The sequence below is a fragment of the Streptomyces sp. NPDC050508 genome, from assembly GCF_040655155.1.
Lineage (GTDB): Bacteria > Actinomycetota > Actinomycetes > Streptomycetales > Streptomycetaceae > Streptomyces.
Genome location: NZ_JBFAJJ010000001.1, coordinates 481568 through 497782, shown reverse-complemented (window position 1 = coordinate 497782; position 16215 = coordinate 481568). Strand labels below are relative to the sequence as shown.

Here is a 16215-nt window from a genome sequence, read left to right as displayed (position 1 = left end):
GACTGAGGTCGTCAGCGGAGCTGGAAGGCGTCCGCCAGGATCGCCGTCTGTACGTCGAGCAGGGTGGCCGGACTGTGCCCCATGCCGGTGAACTGGCCCGCGGTCTCCAGGCCCACTGTGCCGTGGATCTGCGGCCAAACCATGATGGCGCCGGTCAGCGCGACGGCCGCCGCCGGATCGGTGGGGTCCAGCCCCGTCCACTCCGCGACCCACGCCGTCACGTCCCGCTCCTCGCGCAGCCAGACCTGGAACTCCGCCAGCAGCGGGTCCAGTCCGGCCAGCGGCCGACCCCCGGCGAAGACCGGAAGGAACGGTCCAAGAACGGACCGGGCCCGCAGCACGGTCTCCGGCGGCGCGGTGAACCCCGCCACCGGGGTGCCCTGGACGAGCAGGTAGAGATGCGGATTCGCCACCGCCCACGCACGGTAGGCCCTGGTCAGGGACTGCAACGCCGCGCGCCCGCCGCCTTCGATGTCCACCGCGTGCACCGCCTCGGCCGCGGCCGTGTAGGCGTCGAGCACCAGCTCGGCGAGCAGGTCGTCCCGGCTGGCGTAGTAGCGGTAGAGCGCCGGGCCCGACATCCCGATCTCCTTGGCGATGCGCAGGAGGGCCACGCTCTCGACGCCACCCGCGGCGAGCTGACGCACAGCCACTTCCTTGATCTCCGCGCGGGTCTGCTCCCGGTACCGCTCCCGCGGACTGCGCGCCTGGGCCGTCATGCCCCATCCTCCTGCGATTCGGGCCGGGCTTCCCGGCACTCCGGCTGCGACCCTTCCGGATCGTCACTGGACATTGCGATTGTTCCACCCTATCGCTCTTACGACAGGGCCAGCAGTTGACGGCAGGTGCCAGCAGGGACCCCGTGATCGTCGTTACTCGCAAGCACTGACGCTACGATACGTAACTTTCAATTCACCACATAGCTAACGCGGTATACAGTTGCTGTACCCAGTCATGGCAAGCGGTCATGACCGGCGGAGGAGGTCACCGTGACCACACGCATCCCCACACCCCGGGAGCGCTTCAAGGAACAGACACGGTCGGAGATCAAGGAACTGGCGTTGCAACAGCTCGCGTCCGGGGGATCGTCCGGGCTCAGACTCACCCGTATCGCCAAGGCACTCGGGCTGTCCGGACCGGCGCTCTACCGGTACTTCGGGAGCCGTGACGCGCTGGTCGACGCCCTGGTCACGGACGCCTATCTCGACGTCGCCCACGCCATCGGCGATGCGGGAACCACCCCGAGCGCGCCCGTCGAACCGCGGGCCTGGCTGCACCGACTCGCCCTCGCCTACCGGGCCTGGGCGATGCGCGAGCCGCACCGCCACCAGCTCATCCAGGGCGCGCCGCTGCCGGACCACACCGTCACGCCGGGCACCTCCGACGGGGCCCGCGCCGCACTGGGCCCCTTCCTCGGCGCGTTCGTCACCGCGGAGCCCGCTGCCGCCGTAGCGCCCCTCGTCGAGGAGATGACCGCGTGGGCCGGCCGCGAGCCGACCGTCAGGAACTGGGTCACCGCCTGCACCGGACTCCGCGCCGACCTCACGGCCATGGGGATCGCGTTGGCCGGCACGGTGATGGCCTGGTCCACCCTGCACGGGACGGTCAGCCTGGAAGTGGCCCTGCAGTTCGCCGGCATGGGGCACCGGGGCGACACCCTGCTGTCCGCCCACATCGAGAGCCTCGCCGAGGGTTTTCACCTCTGAGCGGACGGACTCGACACCAACTCGACACTCTCGCAAATCACCTGTCAATGAGGTGAGCAATCTTTGAGTTCGCGCACGCCGGTACTCCGTCCATCTCGCTACTGCCTGCGTGATCCACGCGGTGGTTACCTCATTGACAGGTGACGCAGCCGTACTTCACTCTGATGACGTCACCGCACAAAACGGTGACGCGGCTCACCGATGAGGAACCCCTGCCGTGCAAGATCAGAACGAGTACCTGTACTTCCTGCGACGCGCCTTCGACGGCATGCTCGGCGTGCTGGAGGACCTGGGCGACGACTTGGGGAACACCCGCCCGCCGTTGCCCGGCGCGAACTCCGTCTACGCCATCGCGTACCACTGTGCCGCGGTCGCCGACTACTGGACCGGCCATGTCGTCGCGGGGCGCGCGGTCGACCGTGACCGCGCCTCCGAGTTCACGGCCACGGGGCGTGGCAGCGACCTTCGCGAGCAAGTCGACGCGCTGTTCGCGCAGTTGGAGGCCGACCTCGCCACGGTCACTCCGGCGTCGCGGCCACGCAACACGCCGCCCGCCGACTTCGAGGGACCGGACCGCCCGCTGAGCGTGGCTGGTGTCCAGCTGCACGTCCTCGAAGAACTCGCCCAGCACCACGGCCAGATACAGATCACCCGCGATCTGCTGCAGCAGGGAGCCTCCTCATGAGCGTCGACACAAGCGCCGGCGTGAGCTCGGACGCGAGCGCCGAGCCCTTGCTGCTGCCCGGCTTCGACGACCTGGACCGGGACTGGCTGCGCGCCCGTGGCAGCGTCAAGTGGCACCGCCCGGGACCGGACGTGCTGCCCGCCTGGGTGGCGGACATGGACTTCCCCATCCCTCCGGCAGTAACTGACGCGCTGCGTACGGCCGTTGAGCGACGCGATCTCGGCTACCCGGACTGGCCGGACGGCAGCCCGCTGCGCGCCGCCTTCGCCCGGCGGATGGCCGACCGCTACGGCTGGACGGCGCGGGCGGACCGGGTACGTGAGCAGACCGATCTGATCCAGTGCCTCCAGCTGGTCCTCCACCTGGCGACGGGCCCGGGCGACGCGGTCGCGATCCAGACGCCCAACTACCCGCCGTTCCTTGCCACGTTGGCCACTATGGGACGCGTCGCCGTGCCCGTCCCCATGCAGGACACGGACGAGGGGTGGCGCATGGACTTCGCCGCCCTGGACACCGCGGTCACCCGGTCGGGCTGCAAGGTCCTGGTGCTGGTCAACCCGCACAACCCGACGGGCCGTGTCCTGTCCCGCGCGGAGCTGGAGGAGACCGCCGCCATCGCCCGGCGGCACGACCTGCTGGTGATCAGCGACGAGATCCACGCCGAGCTGGTCCACGCCCCGCACCGGCACGTCCCGTTCGCGAGCCTCTCCCCCGACGCGGCGCGCAGGACCGTGACGCTGACGTCCGCCACCAAGTCGTTCAACCTCGCCGCGATCCGCTGTGCCGTGACGCACTACGGCCCGGACCGGCTCCTCGCGCTGCGCGACGCCCAACCGCCGGACCTGTACGGCACGGTGTCCCCGCTCGGCGTGATCGCCACCGAGGCCGCGTGGCGGGACGGCGACGCATGGCAGCGCGACCTGCTGACCGTCCTGGACCGCAACCGTCGCCGGGTCCAGCAGGTACTGCACACGCAACTGCCGCACCTGCGCCATCACTTGCCGGAGGCGACCTATCTGGCCTGGATCGATGCCGGCTCGCTGGGGCTCGAACAGCCGCCCGTAGAGCGGGTGTTGAAGACCGGTGGCGTCCTGCTGGACGGCGGCAGCCCCTTCGGGCCCGGCGCCGACACCTACCTGCGGCTCAACTTCGCCACGTCCCACGCCGTGTTGGAGGACATCCTGACCGGCCTCACCCGGGCACTCGCGCTCACCCCGCAGTAACACCACTGACGGCGAGGCCACAGCGGGAGGTTCGCCGGACGCGGGTCACACCCCGGACTGCTCCTTCTTCCGCTGCCGGTACATGGCCGCCTTGTGCCTGTTCCCGCACTCCGCCATCCCGCACCAGCGCCGGGCCCCGGAGCGGGACAGGTCCACGAACAGGCGCGTGCACTCGTCGTTGGCGCACTCCTTCATCCGCGAGAACTGGGGCGAACCCGAACCCACCAGGTCCACGGCATCACGACCCACCGCGCCCAGCACCTCGTCGACGCCACCGGTCCGCAACACCCGCCCTGATGCGTCGAGTTGATGCTTGGGCAGCGGAAGGCGAGCGGCCTCGTTCACCTCCGCGAGAGCTTCCTCGACGGCGCTGTCCGGGCTGTCACCCAAAGGCCAGTCACGGACCAGCGCGTAGGCGGCCTCACGCAGCCGACGGACCCGCTCCAGCCCTCGGGAGTCCACGGGACCGGGATCGTCCACGAGGCCCGCCTCGCCGATCCAGCGCCGCAGGTCGTCCGGGAAGCCCAGCAGTTCGGTGCGGAGGCTGCGGCGCCACAGCTTGGTGCCCGCCAGGTCGAGACACAGCCGGCCGCTCACAAAGACAAACTCATCCACGTATCCATATTGACAGGTGACGAAAACCCTGTCCAGGGCGAGAAATCGAGGCCTATCCCCTGGTTGGCAGTCCGCACACCCCTTGATCCATCACCTCATTGACAGGTTTCCATCGACACAGCCATGATCGAACGATGAGTCGGCCCCCAATAGCCCTGGACAGGATCGCCCCGACCGACTGGCCGGCCGTCCACTCATGGGCGAGCCTCGCGGAGACATGTCGCTATCAGACATGGGGGCCGAACACACCGGACGAGACCCGGGACTTCGTGGACCGCGCCGTCGAAGCATGGTCGGACAGCCCCCGGTCCCGGTTCGCCCATGTGGCCCGCCTCGGGCCGGACGTCGTGGGCATGGGTGAGGTGCACATCCGCAGCGGCGCCCAGCGCCAGGGCGAGATCTCCTATGTCGTGCACCCGCGAGTCTGGGGGCAGGGCATCGGGACGCAGATCGGACGGCAGCTTCTCGCCCTCGGCTTCGGGGAGTTGGGGCTCCATCGGATCTACGGCACCTGCGACCCGCGCAACCTGGGCTCTGCCCGGGTGCTGGCCGGACTGGGCATGACGCGTGAAGGGCGCCTGCGTCACACCCAATTGATCCGCGACGGCTGGCGGGACTCCCTGGTCTTCGGCATCGTCGAGGACGAGTGGCACCCCGAGCCCTTCTCGGCCTCGGCCTGAGACCGCCCGCCCCGAACACCCCCGTGCCGCTCCCTGCCGACCGTCCGTCCGGGCCGGATACAGTGCACAGCGTGTGGGCGGACAACCAGGAACGCGACCCTCGTGTCGACGGGACCTCGCGGCCCGACGCGCCCCGACGGCGGGCCACGATCCACGACGTCGCACAACTGGCCGGAGTGTCCCGGCAGACGGTGTCCCGGGCGGTCAACGACAAGGGTGAGATCGACCCCGCCACCAAGGAGCGCGTCCTGGAGGTGGCCCGCCTGCTGGACTACCGGCCGAGCCGGTTCGCGCGGGGGCTCGTCCGCAAGGGCGCGGTGACGGCGGGGCTGGTGATCCCGGATCTGATGAACCCGTTCTTCCCCGAGGTGGCCGCCGGTGTGCTGGAGGCGGCCGAGGAGCGTGGCTGGCAGGTCGTGGTGTGGGACTCCCGTACGGACGAGAACCGGGAGTTGGAGGCCCTCGACATGCTCTCCCATCAGGCGGACGCGGTCGTCGGCTACTTCAAGAACCCGGACGCCGTACTCGCCCGGCACCTCGGAGGCGTACCGACGGTGGTGCTCGAACGCGGGCCGCACCAGACCCGGTTCGGAGCCGTCGGCATCGACGCCGCCGCCGGTGTCGAGCAGGGCGTGGCCCATCTGGTGCGTGCGGGGCATCGCAGGATCGGCATGCTCGACGGCGATCGGATCGACGCCCCCGGCCCCCGTCGGGAGGCCTTCCTCGCCTCCGTACGGCTGCACGGACTGCCCGTCGACGAGAGGTGGGTCGTACGGAGCCCCGAGCACAGTGTGGCGGGCGGCGAGGCGGCCGTGGCCCAACTCCTCGACGTACGGCCCGAGATGACCGCCGTCTTCGGATTCAACGACCTGATCGCCGTCGGCGCGATGCGGGCGGCACGGCGCCGTGGTCTGCGGGTGCCCGACGACCTGGCCGTGCTGGGCTTCGACGGGCTGTCCCTGGGTGAGTTGGTGGAGCCCGCCCTGACCACCCTGCACATCGACAAGCGGCGTCTGGGCCGGCTGGCCGTGGAGCAGGTCGCCCGACTGAGCTCGGGTCAGGAGCCGTTGACCGGCACCGACGCATGGGTGATTCCCCAACTGGTGGTGCGGGCCTCGGCGTAGCCCCGGTGCGGGTGCGTTGCCGCTTGCTTCGGCCGCCCCTCTCCTCATCCATAGAAAGCGCCAACACAACTACTGTGCACGTCCCTTGACACTGGTTTTCGGCCGCCTCGATACTCGACGGCAACGTTCACGTGAACGTTCACGTCCCCCACGTAACCGCCCGGTTTCGCCCGCCCGACGTCGGACCGACCTCTCCACCTCAGCGACCGTCGTCGACGTCCTCGCCTCTCCCCCTCCTCCCCGGCCTTGGCATGTCCGGAAAGCGAGTGCGCGCCCATGGAATTGCGAACGATGTCCCGCAGACGACTGCTGGGGGCCTCCCTCGGCGGCGCGGGTGCCGCCCTGTTGGGCCTGTCGGGGTGCGGGAGCGACCACGGCTCCGTCTCGGCCGGCACCGATCACCTGAGCATCTGGTACTGGAACGGCGCGCTGAGCGACAAGCTCCTCGCCGTCTCCGCGCGCGGAGTGCCCGGCGTACCCGGACTGAAGGTGAAGGGCTCGCCGATCGCCGGCGACTACAAGTCGAAGCTGCGCACCAGCATGGCGGCCCGGGCGTACGTGCCGGACCTGGCCTGCGCGAACTCCGACGTCTCACTGTTCTTCCCCGACGAGGAGGAGTTCCTGGACCTGAGGAAGCTCGGCGCCGGGGCCCTGGAGGACCAGTACCTGGACTGGAAGTGGAAGAGCGGTATCAGCCCGAGCGGGAGGATGATCGGCTTCCCGCTCGACGCCGGACCGACCGCGCTCTACTACCGCCGGGACCTCTTCGAGCAGGCGGGCCTGCCCACCGAACCGGCGGACGTCGCGGAGGCGACCGCCACCTGGGACAAGTACCTCGCGCTCGGCCGGACGCTCAGGAGCAGGGCGCCCGGCAAGCCGTTCCTGGTCTCCCAGATCAGCTACGTCTTCCGGATGGCGCTGTACCAGAGTCCGAAGCAGTTCGTGGACGCCGACAACCACTTCATCGGCGACCAGCAACACGTCAAGCGCGCCTGGGACTTGGCGGTGGAGACGTACCAACAGGGGCTCAGCGCCCGGGTGCTGGACAGCACGCCCGACTACAACGCGGCCATGAGCCGCGGCCGGATCGCCTCGATGATCACGGCGGTGTGGGCCATCGGCGGACTCAAGGACGTGGCGCCGAAGACCTCCGGGGCCTGGCGGCTGACCGAGCTGCCCGGCGGTTCCACGAACTACGGCGGGTCGTACGTGACCATCACCCGGTACTGCCGTGACCCGGAAGGCGCCTTCGCCTACCTGAAGTGGCTGCTCGGGCCCGAGAACCAGCTGAAGAGCTATCAGGAGATGGCGCTGTTCCCCACCACCCCGGCCGCGTACGGCAAACCGGCGATGCGTGCACCCGACCCCTTCTTCGGCGGACAGATACCCGTCGACGTCTTCGGCCCGGCCGCGGAGAAGGCCCCGGTCATCTTCTTCAGCCCCTACGAGGACATGTGCAACACCCCCGTCTTCCAGGAGCTGACCAACGTGGAAACCCTCGGTAAGAACCCCGACAAGGCCTGGCGCGACGCCATGCACGCCTGCGAGCGGACGCTGTCCCAGCAGGGGGTGAGCTGAGATGGCGACCGTAGCGGGAGCGGCCCAGGCGCCCGCGGCCGGAAGCGGCGCCGAGGCGGCGCGAGGCGTCAACACCGGTGCCCCGCGCGGGCGTTGGCGGCGGCACGTGCCGCCGTATCTCGCCATCTCGCCGTACTACGTGCTCTTCGCGGTCTTCGGCGCCTTCCCGGTGGGTTTCTCCTTGTACCTGTCCTTCCAGGACTGGGACGGCATCGGTGACATGCGGTTCGTCGGGCTCCAGCAGTACCGGTGGCTGCTGCACGACTCGGTGTTCTGGCACTCGATCCTCAACACCTTCGAGATCTGGTTCATGTCGACGGTGCCGATGCTGTTCCTGGCCCTGGTCATCGCGTTCCTGCTGAACGCGCAGGTGCGCCACGCCACCGCCTACCGGATCGCGTACTTCATCCCGAACGTGACCTCGATGGTGGCCATGACGATCGTCTTCGGCTCGGTCTTCGCCCAAGCAGGCCTGGCCAACTCCCTGTTGAAGGCGACCGGGGTCGACGGCGTCGGCTGGCTGACGTCCTCCCTCGGGATCAAGTCGGCGATCTCCCTCATGATCATCTGGCGCTGGGTCGGCTACAACGCGCTGATCCTCCTGGCGGGCCTGCAGGCCGTTCCCACCGAGCTGTTCGAGGCGGCGCGGGTCGACGGGGCGAGCAGCCGCCAGACCCTGTTCCGGGTGCTGGTACCGCAGTTGAGGCCGGTGATCCTCTTCGCGGTCATCACGTCCACCATCAACGGCCTGCAGATCTTCACCGAGTCGCAGGTGCTCTTCTACTCGGACGACCCCGGGACCACCGGCGGGCCGGGCCAGGAAGGTCTGACCATCGTGCTCTATCTCTGGCAGAAGGCCTTCAACGACCACCAGTTCGGCTACGGCGCGGCCATCGGCTGGTCCCTCTTCGCGATCATCGCCCTCTTCGCGATCATCAACTGGCGGCTGGTGTCCGGCTCCGAGCGCGACGACCGTCCCCGTATCTCCTTGCGCAAGGGAGCCCGCAATGGCCGCTGACGACACGACCGGCGCCGGCGCGGGGCTCGCCATCGGCTCCGGCAGCAGGCTCTCCCGTATCGGTGTCCGGGTGGTGCTGCTGTTCGGTGTGCTGGTCTCGCTGTTCCCCTTCTACTGGCTCGTGGTGATGGCCTCGATCACCACCCAGGAGATCCTCCGGTTCCCGCCCCGGCTGGTGCCTGGCACCCATCTCCTGGAGAACATGCGTCAGGTGATCCACCGGATCGATTTCTTCGGTTCGCTGTTCAACACCGTCGTCGTCTCGGTGGCGGGCACGGCGCTGGTGCTGTTCTTCGACTCCCTTGCCGCGTTCGCCTTTGCCAAGTACGAGTTCCCGGCGCGGAAGGTGCTGTTCGGCATCCTGCTGGCGACATACATGATTCCCGCCCAGCTCGCGTTGGTGCCGCAGTTCGTCACCATGGCCGAGTTCGGCTGGGCCGGTTCACTCAAAGCCCTCGTGATACCAGGCGCGGCCAACGCGTTCGGCATCTTCTGGATGCGGCAGTACGCCCAGAACTCACTGCCCGACGAACTCCTGGACGCCGGACGGATCGACGGGGCCGGTTTCTTCCGCCTGTACTGGCAGGTGGCCCTGCCCCTGTTCCGGCCCGCACTGGCCTTCCTCGGCATCTTCACGTTCATCCACCTCTGGAACGACTACATCTGGCCGCTGGTCGTCCTGGTCAACCCCGACCGCCTCACCCTCCAGGTCGCCCTGGCCAACCTCAACGTGGCCTACAACACCGACTACGCCGTCGTGATGGCCGGCGCCCTGATGAGCGTGATCCCGCTGATCGTGGTGTTCCTGATCGGGGCACGGCACTTCCTGCGGGATCTGGCGGCCGGGGCGACGAAGATGTGATCGGAAATGCCGTGAATGCCTCACCCCCCGTGCCCGAATTGCGATGAAGTAGCTTTCTTATCGCCTTCTGTCTTCCCGGCACGGGGAGGTGCGGCACAGACCGTGCGGAGATGTCCGCACGGGATATGCCGAATCCCATTTGACTGCGCTATATTTCACGCCTCAACTCTCCTTGCCTATAGGCGTTTCCCTCTCTCCCCGCCTCCCGCGAATTCTTTTCGTCCCAGGCCGGCGCCACACCCGTTTCCCCCTCCGCGACACGCCTCACCGAAAGCCCCCCATTCCGTGGCCATCACCCTGCACGAGGACCGGCCGCCGGCCGGTCGCCATGCGGCCGTTCCGTCCGGCAGCCTGTTTCGACGGATCTACGCGCCACGGACCAGTGACGCCCTGGCGTTCTCCATGTCGACGTACGCGATGCCGTTGCTGGTCCTGGCCATCACCCGCTCCTCGTCGCTGACGGGCCTGGCGTTCGCCCTGGAGTGGACGCCGCGGATCGCCGCGTTCGTGCTGGCCGGCAATGTGGTGGACCGCCGGGGCGCGGCGATCGTGTGCTTCCTCGCCTCGCTGCTGCGGGCCGTGGTGCTGGCGGGGGCGGCCGTCGCACTGGTCATGCTTCCGCGCGGCACGGCGGAGACGGTGACCGTGCTGGTGCTGGCCGCGGTGACCGGCACCCTCACCCAGTTCAGCTTCGTCGCCAACGAGGCCGTGGGCGCGATCGTCACCCGGCGGGCGGAGAACCGGCCCCACGGAGTGCAGTCGGTCCTCATCGGCATCGACCAGACCGCCATGCTCGTCGGCCCCCTGCTCGCGGGCTTCCTGCTGCTGGTGGGGCCGGGCTGGATGCTCGGCTGCCTGACCGGGCTGTCGCTGCTGGCGGCCGTGCTCGGGCTGCAGACCCCGCCCACCCCGCTGCGTTCCGCGCGGCCGGACGGCGAACACACACCCGGCGGGCTGCGGACCGGGCTGCGCATGCTGCACAGACTGCCCGCCCTGCGGTGGCTGGTGGCGGGCCTGGCCTGCTCCAACCTCGCCCTCGGCCTGCTCCAGTCGGCCAGCCCCATCATCGTGGTGGAGAACTTCGGCCGCTCCTCCGCCGACGTCGGCACCCTGTGGTCCGCCGCCGCGGCCGCGACCCTGCTGGCGATCACCTGCTGCCGACTCGCCCTGCGCCGCGTCGACCTGTGGGGCGTGGGCGTCGTGTGCGCGACGTTCGCCTCCGCGGCCTGCCTCGCACTCCCCCAAGCCCCCTCCTACGCCGCCTACATGGTCCTCATCGCGCTGTTCATGGCGGGCGACGGCGGCCTCACCGTCGTGCTGCGCACCCTCCGCTCGCTGGTCATCCCGGCCACGGCCTTCGGCACCACCCTCTCCCTGACCATGCTGCTCCTGCTGCTGCCCTTCCCGGTGGCCGGCATCCTCGTCGCCGTCACCCCACCGGCGCACCTGGACACGGTCGTCCTGTGCTGCGCCGCCGTCCAGGCGGTCGCCCTGGCCATCACCTTCGTACGGCTGCGCAACGAGCCGACGCTACGCGCGTCCGCCGACCGGCCACCCCATGCCATGCTCCCCAACGAGCCGTCGACGACGCAGCGTTGACGACGGCATCCCGCGGCCATCCGGTTGAACACACGCCAGGCGGGCTCCCAGGCACGGCAGGCTCACCAGCGCGGAAGCCTCAGTTCGTAGTCGGGCCGGACGCGCCGCATGTAGGCGGTGTCGTCGCGGGCGCGCACACCCGAGTCGACGTACAGCCGGTGCAGTCGGTCGAGGGCGTCGTGGTCGAGCTCCACGCCGAGGCCGGGGCCGGTGGGAACCTTGACCTCGCCGTCCCGCAGTTCCAGCACCCCGGGGCGGACGACGTCGTCGGCCGAGTTCCACGGGTAGTGCGTGTCGCAGGAGTGGTCGAGGTGGGGGATCGTCGCGGCGACGTGGGTCATGGCGGCGAGGCTGATGCCCAGGTGTGAGTTGGAGTGCATGGACAGGGCGATCCCGAACGCCTCGCAGACGGCCGCCAGTTCACGGGTCCGGCGCAGCCCGCCCCAGTAGTGGTGGTCCGTGAGGAGCACCTGGATCGCGTTCTGCTCGATCGCGGGCCTCACGTGCTCCCAGGCGACCACGCACATGTTGGTGGCCAGCGGGAGCGGCGAGTCCTTCGCGACCTGCGCCATGCCCGGAATCGTGGCGGTCGGGTCCTCCAAGTACTCCAGTACGCCGTCCAGTTCACGCGCCACGTACGTCGACGTCCGTGCCGTCCATGCCGTGTTGGGGTCCAGGCGCAGCGGCTGCCCCGGGAAGGCCGCCGCCAGTGCCCTGATCGCGGCGATCTCCTCGTCGGGCGGGAAGACTCCGCCCTTGAGCTTGAACGACCGGAAGCCGTACCGCTGTTGCATCAGCCGGGCCTGCTCGACGATCCCGGCGGGATCCAGCGCCTCACCCCAGTCGTCGCCCACCGCGGCCCGGCCGTCGAGGGCGGGATGTTCGGCCCACTTGTAGAAGAGGTACGCGGCGAACGGCACGGCGTCACGGACCCTCCCGCCGAGCAGGTCGCTGACCGGGCGTCCGAGCAGCTTGCCCTGCGCGTCGAGGCACGCCACCTCCACCGCCGAGGTGGTCCAGCCGCGCTCGTGGGAACTGGGGACGGTCGGCAGCAGGGCGGCGTCGATCGCGGCGGCGAGGCCCGTCGTGTCGAAGACGTCCCGGCCTACGACGACCCCCGCCGCGGCCTCAAGTCGTTCCAGGCGGGTCACCCCACCCGTGGACTCGCCGAGGCCCACCGTGCCGTCCTCCAGCACGAGTTGGAGGACAACCCGAAGGGCGAGGGGCTCGTGGACGCCGTTCGAGTTGAGGAGTGGCGGATCACGGAAGGCGATCGGGGTGACGATCAGCTCCCGGATCCGGTTCCCTGCCGTACTGCTCATGCGCCCCGTACCTCCAAGCCGTGATCGACGGGCCAGATCAGCCCCTGCCTGGGGTAACTACCCAGGAGCACAGGGGCCACTGCCACACCGCACGAACCGGCCGGCCCTCGGCGTCCCAGGGTGTGGGCGGCATCGCTCTCCCGCCGACCCGCAAGGAGCACCCGGGCCGTGGACGTCGAGATCCCCGCACTCGTGCGTGACACCGCCGCCCGGTTCCGGGCCGGTGTTCCCTACGCCCTGAAGGTCGTGGCCGGTCGGCTCGTCGACGACCCGGACCTGGGCGTGGCCGCCGGGATGAGCCGCCCCTTCCTGCCGGGTGCCGCGCTGCGGGTCGCCCAGCGTGAGGCGCTCTGGGCGGTCTCCAAGGCCGTGGAGTCGGGTCGCCCGGTCGTCCGCTACGGCGATGACTCGACGGGCCGTTGGCTGCCCGACGACCCGGCCGTCCTGACCGCGCTGGTCGAGCACGTGCTCGGCGAGGTCCTGCGCTACGACGAGTCCCATGACTCGCAGCTGCTGGTCTCGGCCCGTACGTGGATGGAGCGGGACCGCCGCACCGACACGGCTGCGGCGGCCCTCCACATCCATCCGAACACCCTCGCCTACCGGCTGCGCCGCTTCGGCACTCTCACCCAGCGCGACCTGACGTCGACGGGGGCCCTGGCCGGGGTCTGGCCGGCGATCCAGGCGGCGGGGGCACTGGGCCTCACCGACTGAGCCCCGCCCGCTCTCAGGCCCAGGCCGTCACCGGCACGAACGAGCTGTCCGTCCGGAAGAGGTCCGTGCCGTCCGTCGGGTCCACCCGCAGTTGGTAGTTGTAGTGGCGCAGGTAGTAGCCGGGGTAGTTGTACGACTCGAAGCGCAGCGCACCGGTGGTGGCGCCCGTCCGGGCGTAGAACGTGGCGTCCCCGGCGAAGGTCGCCGTGCCGTCGTTCGCGTCGAACCGGCCCCGGAAGTCGTAGTGGCGCAGGTAGTTGCCGGCCGAGTCCCGGAAGGAGAAGCCGGTCGCGTCGGCGAGCCCGGCCACGACCGTGAAGGTGGACGCCTGCTTCAGGGCGGTGGTGCTGGAGCTGGTGACCACCGGCAGGTTGAGCAGCGAAGACACCTCCTGCCAGTAGCGGGTCGTGTAGTTGGCGGACTGGAAGGAACGGGTGACCCCGGTCGCGAGGCTCGGGCCGCCGGACACCGTCTCCTTGATGACCGTGAAGTGGCGTGCCGTGCCGGAGAGGGTGGTCAGCGCGGTCGGCGCGGACCAGGTGGCGAACGTGTCGTAGCTGTCGCTGTAGTAGTAATTGCCGTCGCCGTAGCCGTCGAAGAAGATCCGCCAGCCGCCGTTGTCGAGCTGCACCACCGAGGGGCCCTCGCGGTAGCTGCCCCAGCCGGCCCAGTCGCCGGTCTTGGAGATCGTGTAGGGGCCGGTGAGGCTGGTGGCGGTGCCGTACTCGATGTACTTCGCCGTCTCGTTCTTGGTGAAGGCGTGGTAGGTCGAGCCGATCCGCACGATGTACGTGTCGATGTGGTTGGAGCCGATGCCGGACAGGGCGACCGGTGAACTCCACGCCGTCAGCGCCGAGTTGGACGCCTTCAGCCGGTACGGCGTGAAGATCCACTCGTCGTCGGTGGTGGAGCAGGACACGATGACGTTGACACTGCCGTCACTGTCCACGAACCACTCGGGCGCCCAGGCGCGGGACAGGTTCGTGATCGGGACCGTGTAGTCGTACAGGAACGTCCAGCTGACCCGGTCGGCACTGCGCGCGAAGCCGATGGTGGTGCTGACGTCCTCCCATGTGTGGGTGGTGTACGTCAGGTAGTAGTAGCCGTCGGTGTGCTTGAACACGCTGGCGTCGCGGATGCGGTTGCTGGGCGGGGTGTAGGCGGAGGCCTGGACGAGGCGGAAGTCGGTGGCGTCGTCGGACTGGTAGACGTTGACGGTGCCGTCGTCGCTGTTGAGGAACGGGACGATCGTGTACCGGGTGGCGTAGCCGCTCGACGGGGCGGCGGCCAGTGCCGTGCCGAGCAGTCCGGGGGCCTTGCCCAGGACGAGCGCCGAGGCGGGCAGGACGGCCATCGCGCGCAGCAGGTTGCGGCGGGACGGTGTGGGGGGACGTGTGGTCACGGGCGGCTCTCCCGGAGACTCGGACGTTCGCCATGTCGAACGTGGTTCGTGAATTCGGTCAGAAGGTAGGGGTGGGTCAGGAACACGTCAATGGTTTGCGCAGCGCTGGATGATCTCTGTGGGAAGCCTGTGGCGTACGGCTGGCGTACGGCCAACCGTCCACGCCACGCGGGAAGTTGCCGCATCCGCAGCACGCCGGGCGCCCGGACGTTACCGTTCGGTAGACACGCGCTTCCGGAGGTGCCCGCATGAAGCCCGACCGTTCCGCAGGCGTGGCCGAGTCCGCCCGCGCTCTGGCCGCCGGGGAGGTGACGGCACGGGCACTGGTCGAGGAGACGCTGGCGCGGATCGAAGCAACTCAGGCCTCCCTGAACGCCTTTCGGATCGTACGCACGGAGGCGGCACTCACCGAGGCGGAAGCCGCGGACAAGGAACTGGCCGCCGGAGTGCGCAAGCCGCTCCTCGGAGTGCCGGTCGCCGTCAAGGACGACATGGACGTGGCGGGCGAACCGACCGCGTTCGGCTGCCGCGGCGAGTTCCCGCCGCAGGCCGAGGACGGCGAGGCGGTACGACGGCTGCGGGCGGCCGGTGCCGTGATCGTCGGGAAGACGAACACCTGCGAGCTCGGGCAGTGGCCGTTCACCGAGGGGCCCGCGTTCGGCGCGACCCGCAATCCGTGGAACTCCCGTCACACGCCCGGGGGTTCGTCCGGCGGCTCGGCGGCGGCGGTCGCCGCGGGGCTGGTCCCGGCCGCGCTCGGCTCGGACGGCGCCGGTTCGGTGCGCATCCCCGCCTCCTGGACCCACCTCATCGGCGTCAAGCCGCAGCGCGGCCGTATCTCGACCTGGCCGCGCGGCGAGTCCTTCCAGGGCATCACGGTCAACGGCACCCTCGCCCGTACGGTCGCGGACGCGGCCCTGCTCCTCGACGCGGCGAGCGGCAACCACGCGGGGGACCTGCACCGCCCGCCCCCGCTCACCCTGTCGGAGGCGGTCGGCCGCGACCCCGGCCGACTGCGCATCGCCCTCTCCCTGAAGCCGCCGTTCACCGCACTGCCCGCCCGGCTGCAACTGGACGTACGGGCCCGGGTCCTCGAACTCGCCGAGAAACTGGCCCAGTTGGGCCACACGGTCGTGGAGGACGATCCGCCGTACGGTCAGATCGGGTTGACCTTCCTCCCGCGCGCCACCGTCGGTCTCGCCGAGCGGGTCCGCGAGGCACCGCACCCCGAACTCCTCGACCGGCGCACCCTGGAGGCCGCCCGTCTCGGCCGACGGCTCGGCGGCGCCCCGTTGCGGGCGGCACGGCGCGCGGAGGCGACCCTGCACGACCGGATCGGCGCGTTCTTCGGGATGTACGACGTGATTCTCGCGCCGACAACAGCCGCTCCCCCACCCCTCGTCGGCGCGATGCTCGACCTGAACGGCCTGGCCACCGACCGCGCGATGATCGCCGCCTGCCCCTACGCCTGGCCGTGGAACATCCTCGGCTGGCCCGGCGTCAACGTCCCCGCGGGCTTCGTGGCGGGCGGACTCCCGGTCGGCGCCCAGCTGTTGGGCCCGTCGAACAGCGAGCCCCTGCTGCTGTCGCTCGCCGCCCAGCTGGAGGCGGACCTGCGCTGGCACGAGCGGTGGCCGGAGCCGATCGCCACGGATTCACCGGCCGCGTAGTCCTGTTCGGCCCGTAC

Annotated in this window: 15 protein-coding genes; 11 read left to right on the top strand and 4 right to left on the bottom strand. The window is 69.9% G+C overall.

Annotated features, from left to right (window positions below):
* Positions 1–11: 11 nt before the first annotated feature.
* Complete coding sequence (locus AB0I69_RS02225; RefSeq protein WP_363093577.1) at positions 12–719, bottom strand: TetR/AcrR family transcriptional regulator; 708 nt, start codon at positions 717–719, stop codon at positions 12–14.
* A gap of 270 nt (positions 720–989) precedes the next feature.
* On the opposite strand from AB0I69_RS02225, the gene AB0I69_RS02220 reads away from it, so the two are divergent.
* From AB0I69_RS02220 to AB0I69_RS02210, 3 genes are all read left to right on the top strand, one after another.
* The gene (locus AB0I69_RS02220; protein WP_363093576.1) at positions 990–1706 is read left to right on the top strand and encodes a TetR/AcrR family transcriptional regulator; all 717 of its coding nucleotides are present in this window, start codon (positions 990–992) and stop codon (positions 1704–1706) included.
* A gap of 217 nt (positions 1707–1923) precedes the next feature.
* Complete coding sequence (locus AB0I69_RS02215; protein WP_363093575.1) at positions 1924–2391, top strand: DinB family protein; 468 nt, start codon at positions 1924–1926, stop codon at positions 2389–2391.
* Positions 2388–3614, top strand: a complete 1227-nt coding sequence (locus AB0I69_RS02210; protein WP_363093574.1) for an aminotransferase class I/II-fold pyridoxal phosphate-dependent enzyme — start codon at positions 2388–2390, stop codon at positions 3612–3614. The genes AB0I69_RS02215 and AB0I69_RS02210 overlap by 4 nt, the downstream gene beginning before the upstream one ends.
* A 45-nt stretch (positions 3615–3659) precedes the next feature.
* Here the strand turns inward: AB0I69_RS02210 and AB0I69_RS02205 are convergent, their stop codons facing one another.
* The gene (locus AB0I69_RS02205; protein WP_363093573.1) at positions 3660–4229 is read right to left on the bottom strand and encodes an ABATE domain-containing protein; all 570 of its coding nucleotides are present in this window, start codon (positions 4227–4229) and stop codon (positions 3660–3662) included.
* A 134-nt stretch (positions 4230–4363) separates the two neighbouring features.
* Between AB0I69_RS02205 and AB0I69_RS02200 the strand changes: the two genes are divergently transcribed.
* The 6 genes from AB0I69_RS02200 to AB0I69_RS02175 all read left to right on the top strand — a co-directional run bounded on the left by AB0I69_RS02200 (position 4364) and on the right by AB0I69_RS02175 (position 11090).
* Complete coding sequence (locus AB0I69_RS02200) at positions 4364–4909, top strand: GNAT family protein (protein ID WP_363093572.1); 546 nt, start codon at positions 4364–4366, stop codon at positions 4907–4909.
* 71 nt (positions 4910–4980) lie between these two features.
* On the top strand, positions 4981–6033 hold the full coding sequence (locus tag AB0I69_RS02195) for a LacI family DNA-binding transcriptional regulator (RefSeq protein WP_363093571.1): 1053 nt from the start codon (positions 4981–4983) through the stop codon (positions 6031–6033).
* Between the two features lie 291 nt (positions 6034–6324).
* Entirely contained in the window at positions 6325–7611 is a 1287-nt protein-coding gene (locus tag AB0I69_RS02190) for an extracellular solute-binding protein (RefSeq protein WP_363093570.1), read from the top strand.
* 1 nt (position 7612) lies between these two features.
* Entirely contained in the window at positions 7613–8629 is a 1017-nt protein-coding gene (locus tag AB0I69_RS02185; protein WP_363093569.1) for a sugar ABC transporter permease, read from the top strand.
* Positions 8619–9491: a carbohydrate ABC transporter permease gene (locus AB0I69_RS02180; RefSeq protein WP_363093567.1), complete on the top strand. Its 873-nt coding sequence runs from the start codon at positions 8619–8621 to the stop codon at positions 9489–9491. The genes AB0I69_RS02185 and AB0I69_RS02180 overlap by 11 nt, the downstream gene beginning before the upstream one ends.
* Positions 9492–9776: 285 nt before the next feature.
* Positions 9777–11090 carry an MFS transporter gene (locus tag AB0I69_RS02175; protein WP_363093566.1) on the top strand — a complete coding sequence of 438 codons (1314 nt, stop codon included), beginning with the start codon at positions 9777–9779 and terminating at the stop codon, positions 11088–11090.
* Positions 11091–11152: 62 nt separating this feature from the next.
* Here the strand turns inward: AB0I69_RS02175 and AB0I69_RS02170 are convergent, their stop codons facing one another.
* Positions 11153–12412, bottom strand: a complete 1260-nt coding sequence (locus tag AB0I69_RS02170) for an enolase C-terminal domain-like protein (RefSeq protein ID WP_363093565.1) — start codon at positions 12410–12412, stop codon at positions 11153–11155.
* Positions 12413–12580: 168 nt separating this feature from the next.
* Here AB0I69_RS02170 and AB0I69_RS02165 point away from each other — a divergent pair, with 168 nt between their 5' ends.
* On the top strand, positions 12581–13126 hold the full coding sequence (locus AB0I69_RS02165; protein WP_363093564.1) for a helix-turn-helix domain-containing protein: 546 nt from the start codon (positions 12581–12583) through the stop codon (positions 13124–13126).
* A gap of 13 nt (positions 13127–13139) precedes the next feature.
* Here the strand turns inward: AB0I69_RS02165 and AB0I69_RS02160 are convergent, their stop codons facing one another.
* A complete protein-coding gene (locus tag AB0I69_RS02160; protein ID WP_363093563.1) occupies positions 13140–14528 on the bottom strand; it encodes a glycoside hydrolase family 43 protein in 1389 nt (462 codons plus the stop codon).
* A 248-nt stretch (positions 14529–14776) separates the two neighbouring features.
* Here AB0I69_RS02160 and AB0I69_RS02155 point away from each other — a divergent pair, with 248 nt between their 5' ends.
* Positions 14777–16198, top strand: a complete 1422-nt coding sequence (locus AB0I69_RS02155; protein ID WP_363093562.1) for an amidase — start codon at positions 14777–14779, stop codon at positions 16196–16198.
* Positions 16199–16215: the final 17 nt, after the last annotated feature.

Coding starts and splice junctions, on each gene's coding strand:
- AB0I69_RS02155 (WP_363093562.1), top strand. CDS start 14,777: ATGAAGCCCGACCGTTCCGCAGGCGTGGCCGAGTCCGCCCGCGCTCTG.
- AB0I69_RS02200 (WP_363093572.1), top strand. CDS start 4,364: ATGAGTCGGCCCCCAATAGCCCTGGACAGGATCGCCCCGACCGACTGG.
- AB0I69_RS02170 (WP_363093565.1), bottom strand. CDS start 12,412: ATGAGCAGTACGGCAGGGAACCGGATCCGGGAGCTGATCGTCACCCCG.
- AB0I69_RS02190 (WP_363093570.1), top strand. CDS start 6,325: ATGTCCCGCAGACGACTGCTGGGGGCCTCCCTCGGCGGCGCGGGTGCC.
- AB0I69_RS02210 (WP_363093574.1), top strand. CDS start 2,388: ATGAGCGTCGACACAAGCGCCGGCGTGAGCTCGGACGCGAGCGCCGAG.
- AB0I69_RS02180 (WP_363093567.1), top strand. CDS start 8,619: ATGGCCGCTGACGACACGACCGGCGCCGGCGCGGGGCTCGCCATCGGC.
- AB0I69_RS02225 (WP_363093577.1), bottom strand. CDS start 719: ATGACGGCCCAGGCGCGCAGTCCGCGGGAGCGGTACCGGGAGCAGACC.
- AB0I69_RS02185 (WP_363093569.1), top strand. CDS start 7,613: ATGGCGACCGTAGCGGGAGCGGCCCAGGCGCCCGCGGCCGGAAGCGGC.